At 69.6% G+C, this 1147-nt stretch carries 2 protein-coding genes; both read left to right on the forward strand.

Going from position 1 to position 1147, the window contains the following annotated elements; translation table 11 throughout:
- Window positions 1–70 precede the first annotated feature (70 nt).
- The gene (locus ACM2XV_RS15480) at window positions 71–784 is read left to right on the forward strand and encodes a response regulator (RefSeq protein ID WP_487027596.1); all 714 of its coding nucleotides are present in this window, start codon (window positions 71–73) and stop codon (window positions 782–784) included.
- A 95-nt stretch (window positions 785–879) separates the two neighbouring features.
- On the forward strand, window positions 880–1147 hold a 268-nt coding region (locus ACM2XV_RS15485; RefSeq protein ID WP_487027597.1), incomplete at its 3' end, for a hypothetical protein.

Consider the following 1147-nt stretch of genomic DNA (forward strand, 5'->3'; position numbering starts at 1 on the left):
GGCCGACGCCCGAGGGCGGCTGGCGCGTCTCGGCCGTTCTGCCCGTGCATTCCGAAGGAGGGTCGGCCGCGTGACGCGGGTTGTGATCGCCGACGACCAGGCGATGGTGCGCGCCGGCTTCGCGGCACTGCTCGCGGCGCAGCCCGAGCTCGAGGTGGTGGGCCAGGCAGCCGACGGCGTCGAGGCCGTGCGCCTCGCTCTCGAGCTCGTGCCCGACGTCGTGCTGATGGACGTTCGCATGCCGGAGATGAACGGCATCGACGCGACGGCCGCGATCGCCGCGGCGGGCATCCCGACGCGCGTTCTGATGCTGACCACCTTCGATATCGACGACTACGTGTTCCAGGCGCTGCAGGCGGGTGCGAGCGGATTCCTGCTGAAGGACGCCCTGCCGCGCGACCTCGTCGAGGCTGTGCGGGTGGTCGCCGCTGGTGAAGGGCTGCTCTCGCCGCGGCTGACGCGGCTCGTGATCGAGCGGTTCGCGCGCGGGGGTGCGGGGGCTGGTGCGGGTGGTGTGGGCGGTGCTGGTGCTGGTGGCTTTGGCGGGGCTGGTGGCGGAGTGCCGGGCCGGGGAGAGCTCAGCGAGCTGACGCAGCGTGAGAACGAGATCCTCGTGCTGGTCGCGCAGGGCATGTCGAACGGCGAGATCGCCCGCGCGCTGTTCCTCGCCGAGCAGACGGTGAAGACCCATGTCTCGAGAATCTTCACCAAGCTCGGCCTGCGCGACCGGGCTCAGGCCGTGATCCTCGCGTATGAGACAGGGCTCGTGACGCCGGGCGCCTGACGAGTCTTTCCGCTCACAGGCGGCGCCCGGGCGAGTTGTACACAGATTCGAGGCTGATATGGCCGAATGTCGGTCGATCATCGTATCTTTATCGCATGAGTTCCGTGATCGACGCCTTGCGCTCCCTGGCACCTGTGGTGGCCGGAGCGCTGCCGTGCGCCGAGACCGTGGGGGTGCTCTCGCCTACAGAAGAGGTCGAGGCGGCGCGCCTGCTCGGGTCGATCCAGTCGAAGGTCGCCGAGTCGCTCGCGCTGCTGGCGGCTGACATCGAGCGCAGATCCGCGCGCGAGCTCGGCACCAGCGGGCTTGCCGCCAAGAACGGGTTCAAAGACGCGACGGGGTTCGTGCAAGACCTCGTGGGCG

It is taken from the genome of Gryllotalpicola sp. CP2-P1, from assembly GCF_057512245.1.